This is a genomic window from Novosphingobium cyanobacteriorum (assembly GCF_029436685.1).
GTDB lineage: Bacteria > Pseudomonadota > Alphaproteobacteria > Sphingomonadales > Sphingomonadaceae > Novosphingobium > Novosphingobium cyanobacteriorum.
In genome coordinates this window covers 1-4,314 of the sequence record NZ_JAROCY010000055.1, presented here as the reverse complement: position 1 = coordinate 4,314, position 4,314 = coordinate 1, and the positions used below count along the sequence as shown (strand labels likewise).

4 protein-coding genes are annotated in these 4,314 nt (G+C 64.3%); 2 read left to right on the top strand and 2 right to left on the bottom strand.

Features of this window, described 5'->3' with window-relative positions:
* Positions 1–85: 85 nt before the first annotated feature.
* The gene (locus POM99_RS22015; protein ID WP_277280935.1) at positions 86–997 is read right to left on the bottom strand and encodes a fumarylacetoacetate hydrolase family protein; all 912 of its coding nucleotides are present in this window, start codon (positions 995–997) and stop codon (positions 86–88) included.
* A 25-nt stretch (positions 998–1,022) separates the two neighbouring features.
* Entirely contained in the window at positions 1,023–2,150 is a 1,128-nt protein-coding gene (locus POM99_RS22010) for a cupin domain-containing protein (RefSeq protein ID WP_277280933.1), read from the bottom strand.
* A 141-nt stretch (positions 2,151–2,291) separates the two neighbouring features.
* On the opposite strand from POM99_RS22010, the gene POM99_RS22005 reads away from it, so the two are divergent.
* Complete coding sequence (locus POM99_RS22005) at positions 2,292–3,329, top strand: carbon-nitrogen hydrolase family protein (protein ID WP_277280931.1); 1,038 nt, start codon at positions 2,292–2,294, stop codon at positions 3,327–3,329.
* A 22-nt stretch (positions 3,330–3,351) separates the two neighbouring features.
* A complete protein-coding gene (locus POM99_RS22000; RefSeq protein ID WP_277280929.1) occupies positions 3,352–4,110 on the top strand; it encodes a maleate cis-trans isomerase family protein in 759 nt (252 codons plus the stop codon).
* The last annotated feature ends 204 nt before the right edge of the window (positions 4,111–4,314 follow it).

Below are 4,314 nucleotides of genomic sequence, written 5' to 3'. Positions count from 1 at the left end.
CAAGGCCTCTCCTGCCCGGTTTCAGGAGAGGCCTGTCATGTGGGTTTTCCGGGACGTTCGTTGTGGAGCGCTGGTGCTGTCAGCGTCAGCCCGCGACGACGGGGTGGCGCAGCTTGCCGATGCCGACGACTTCGGCTTCGATCACGTCGCCCGGCCAGACCCATTCCTGCGGATTGCGGCCAGCGCCGACGCCTTCGGGAGTGCCGGTGGCGATGATGTCGCCCGGTTCGAGGGTGATGCCCTGGCTGATGTCTGCGATCAGTTCATCAACCTTGAACAGCATATGGCTGGTGTTGTTGCGCTGCTTTTCCACGCCGTTGACGGTCAGCCACAGGTCGAGCGTCTGCGGATCGGGAATCTCGTCGGCGGTGACGATGCAGGGCCCCATCGGGCAGTAGCTGTCCTGCCCCTTGGAATAGATCCACTGGCCGGCACGGCGGCAATCGCGCGCGCTCATGTCGATCAGCACGGTATAGCCGAACACGTGCGACAGCGCGTTCTCGCGCGTGACGCGTTGTGCCGTGGTGCCAATGATCGCCGCCAGTTCCACTTCCCAATCGAGCTGCTGCGTGATGTCAGCCCGGTGGACGATGGGTTCACCCGGCGCGATGACCGATGTCGGAGGCTTGGAGAAGATGACCGGCTGCTTGGGCAGATCCGGCGAGGTATCCAGTGCCGCGGCGCTTTCGGCCACGTGGTCGATGTAGTTGAGACCGATGCCGAAGACGTTCTTGTCGGGACGCGGGATTGGCGCAAGCAGGGTCACGCCGGCAAGCGGCAGCGCGCCATCGACCGGCCAGCGACCGCCTGCCTCCTGGAGCAGGTGGCCCAGTTCGGTGACCGCAACCGGCCCGAGCCTGATGAAGTCGAGCATGCGCGACGGCATGGGCGAGCCCGCACGTTCGCCCAGGATGGCGACATCGACGACCAGATCATCGACCAGCACGCCAAGGCGCGCTTCCGCTTCGATGGACCGGCGATAGGTAACAAGACGCATGGTTGTCCTTTCGGGAATGCGAAGATCAGGAGATGACCGGCTGGAAGCCGTCGTTTTCGGCCAAGCCTTCCGCGCGATAGAGGCCGAGCGCGCGCATGGTCGGCAGGTCGTGGAACGAGAACAGGCAGGCGTCCTCACTGTCGGAGCCATTGACGTGTTCATGCCACATCCATGAGGGAACCACGAAGATATCCCGCTCCTTCCAGTCGAAGCGCCTTCCGCCGATGATCGAATAGCCCGAGCCCTTGGCGCACTGATAGACGAAGCTGCCAACCTCGCGGTGGGCCCTGGTGTGCTCGCCGGGACGCAGCAACTGCATCGATGCGCCCATGGTCATCATCGGCGCGCCGCCGGTGAAGGGGTTCACATAGTCCATGTGGATCCCGTCGTATGGCGATCCATCGGTGACCCGCGCATATTTCCGCAGCGCTTCGTAGGTCGGCTCCCACTCGTACTTGAGGAGCGGCGAGTAGCGCTTCGACCAGGTTTCCCCGGCGGGCTTGAGCGCGGCATTGCCCCAGGTGGCGGTGGAATCGTCGATTGGGAAGCCGACCGCCTGCTGAAGATCGGGGTGCACTTCGTAGAAGTTGGCTTCGAGCGCGTTCATCAGCGGAATGTCGAGCCCGTCCTGCCAGATGCACACGGTGCCTTCCTCGGCCACGCCATGTTCGTGCCAGGTGCCGTTGGGCGTAAGCACGAAGTCGTTGCGGCCCAGTGTCATCTTGTGCCCGTCGACATTGGTGAAGGCGCCACTGCCTTCCATGATGAAGCGCAAGGCGGAGGCGGAATGGCGGTGGCTGGAGGCGACTTCGCCCGGCCCCATCACCTGCAGCCCCGTATAGAGCCAGCCGACTGCGGCCGTCACGTCCCGGCGGCCGGGGTTGGCGAGATAGACCACGCGCCGGCCCGCCTGTTCCGGACTGACCAGCGCAAGCGAGCGCAGGACATGATCGCGCAGCCGATCATACTGCCACAGCACCGGCACGGATTCGGTGACCGGCTCCCATGGCTCTATCTTGTTGGCGACCGTCCACAGGGCGCCAGCGTGCTGCCCTTCCAGATCTTTATAGAACGCAACGAGTTCAGCCGTGTCTGGCACGTTGGCGCGACCGATCACGTCTTCGCGGTACGTGTCGTAGCTTGCATCGGTCATCACCCGATCTCCTGTGGCTGATTTATTCTAAGCTTAAAATATCTTGCGCACCAGTGTCAACCTGAGGCACAAGAGGGAGATCAAAAAACTTGCAGACGCACGTAATGGGCGGTGCGCCACGAGTGACAAGGTGACTTTCCTATGCTGGACCTACCGAGTTTCAAGGCAGCGGCGGTGCAGACCTGCCCCGTGTTTCTCGACCCCGACGCAACATGCGCGAAGGCGGCGTCCCTCGTTCGTGAAGCCGCCGCCCATGGCGCCTCGCTGGTCGTGTTTCCGGAAGTGTTCGTGGCGGGCTATCCCTACTGGAGCTGGATCACGGATCCGGTTTCGTGCAGCCCCTGGTTCGAGCGCCTGGTGCGTGCCTCGATCCTGCTGCCGGGACCAGAGATTGCGCTGGTGTGCGAAGCGGCCCGCGAATGCGGGGTGCACGTCATCATCGGTGTCAACGAACGCAGCCCCGTGTCCATCGGCACGCTGTTCAACACGCTGGTCTTCATCGGCCCGGATGGCGCGATCATGGGGCGGCATCGCAAGCTGGTGCCCACCTGGGCCGAAAAGCTGACCTGGGCACCGGGCGACGGATCGGGGCTGGTGGTCTATGATACCGCGGTCGGGCCGCTGGGCGGGCTCGCCTGCGGCGAGAACACCAACACTCTCGCCCGCTTCTCGCTGCTGGCGCAAGGCGAACTGGTCCATGCCGCGAGCTATATCTCGCTGCCGGTGGCCCCGCCCGACTACGACATGGCCGAGGCGATCAAGGTGCGCGCCATGGCCCATTCGTTCGAGGGCAAGGTCTTCACCATCGTCTCGTGCTCGACCATCTCGGAAGAGATCATCGCGGCAATGGAAACGCTCGTGCCCGATGCGCGGGCGCGGCTGGAACGGACCAGCAGCGCGTTCTCGGGCGTGATCGGGCCGGACGGACGCCTGGTGGGCGAACCGCTGATCGATGCAGAAGGCATCGTCTATGCCGACATCGACCTGTCCCGCTGCATCCAGCCCAAGCAGATGCACGACATCATCGGCCATTACAACCGCTTCGATGTCTTCTCCCTCAACGTGGACCGCACGCCGCGCGCGCCGATCACGCTCACCGGGCAGGCCGAAACACGCCCATCCCCTGCCCCTTCCCCTGCCCCTGCCGGCGATGCCGCAGACACGCCGGCCCACCCCTGATCCCCCCTTGCAGGACCGAACAATGACCATGACCCGCCCCTTCCGCGTGGGACAGATCGTCCCATCCTCCAACACCACGATGGAAACCGAAATCCCCGCCATGCTGAGGGCGCGCGAGGCGATCCTGCCGGAACGCTTCACCTTCCATTCCAGCCGCATGCGCATGAAGCACGTGGTGAAGGAAGAACTGGAAGCGATGGACCGGGACAGCGACCGCTGCGCCATCGAGCTCTCCGACGCCCGCGTGGACGTGCTCGGCTATGCCTGCCTCGTGGCGATCATGAGCATGGGCAAGGGGTACCACCGCGTGTCGGAGGCGCGCCTTCACCAGCGCACGATCGAGAACGACGCGGCCGCGCCCGTGGTGACAAGCGCAGGAGCGCTGATCGAAGGGCTTCACCGCATCGGCGCCAGGACGATCTCCGTGATCTGCCCCTACATGAAGCCCCTGACGCAGCTGGTTGTCGACTACATCGAAAGCGAGGGCATCACCGTGCGCGACTTCACCGCGCTCGAAATTCCCGACAACATCGAGGTGGGCCGTCATGACCCCCGGCGGCTGCTGGAGATCTACAGGAAGGTGGACCGGACCGGGATCGACGCGTTCGTGGCTTCGGCCTGTGTGCAGATGCCCTCGCTGCCGATCATCCAGGACCTGCAGGACCAGATCGGCGTGCCGGTGGTTTCGGCCGCCGTGTGCACGACCCACCAGATGCTGGAAAAGCTGGGCCTGGACCGTAAGGTGCCCAACGCCGGCGCACTGCTGGGTGGCCAGTACTAGGCACGGAGGAACTGCGGACGATGATCTGGGACATGGCTGATCTCACAGCGGCCGAGCGATACAGGATCATCGGATCGTGCATCGTTCCCCGCCCCATCGCCTGGGTCAGTTCCCGATCCCGCGACGGGGTGGACAACCTTGCCCCGTTCAGCTTCTTCAACGCCATGGGCAACACCCCGCCTGTCCTTGCCATCGGCATGGTGC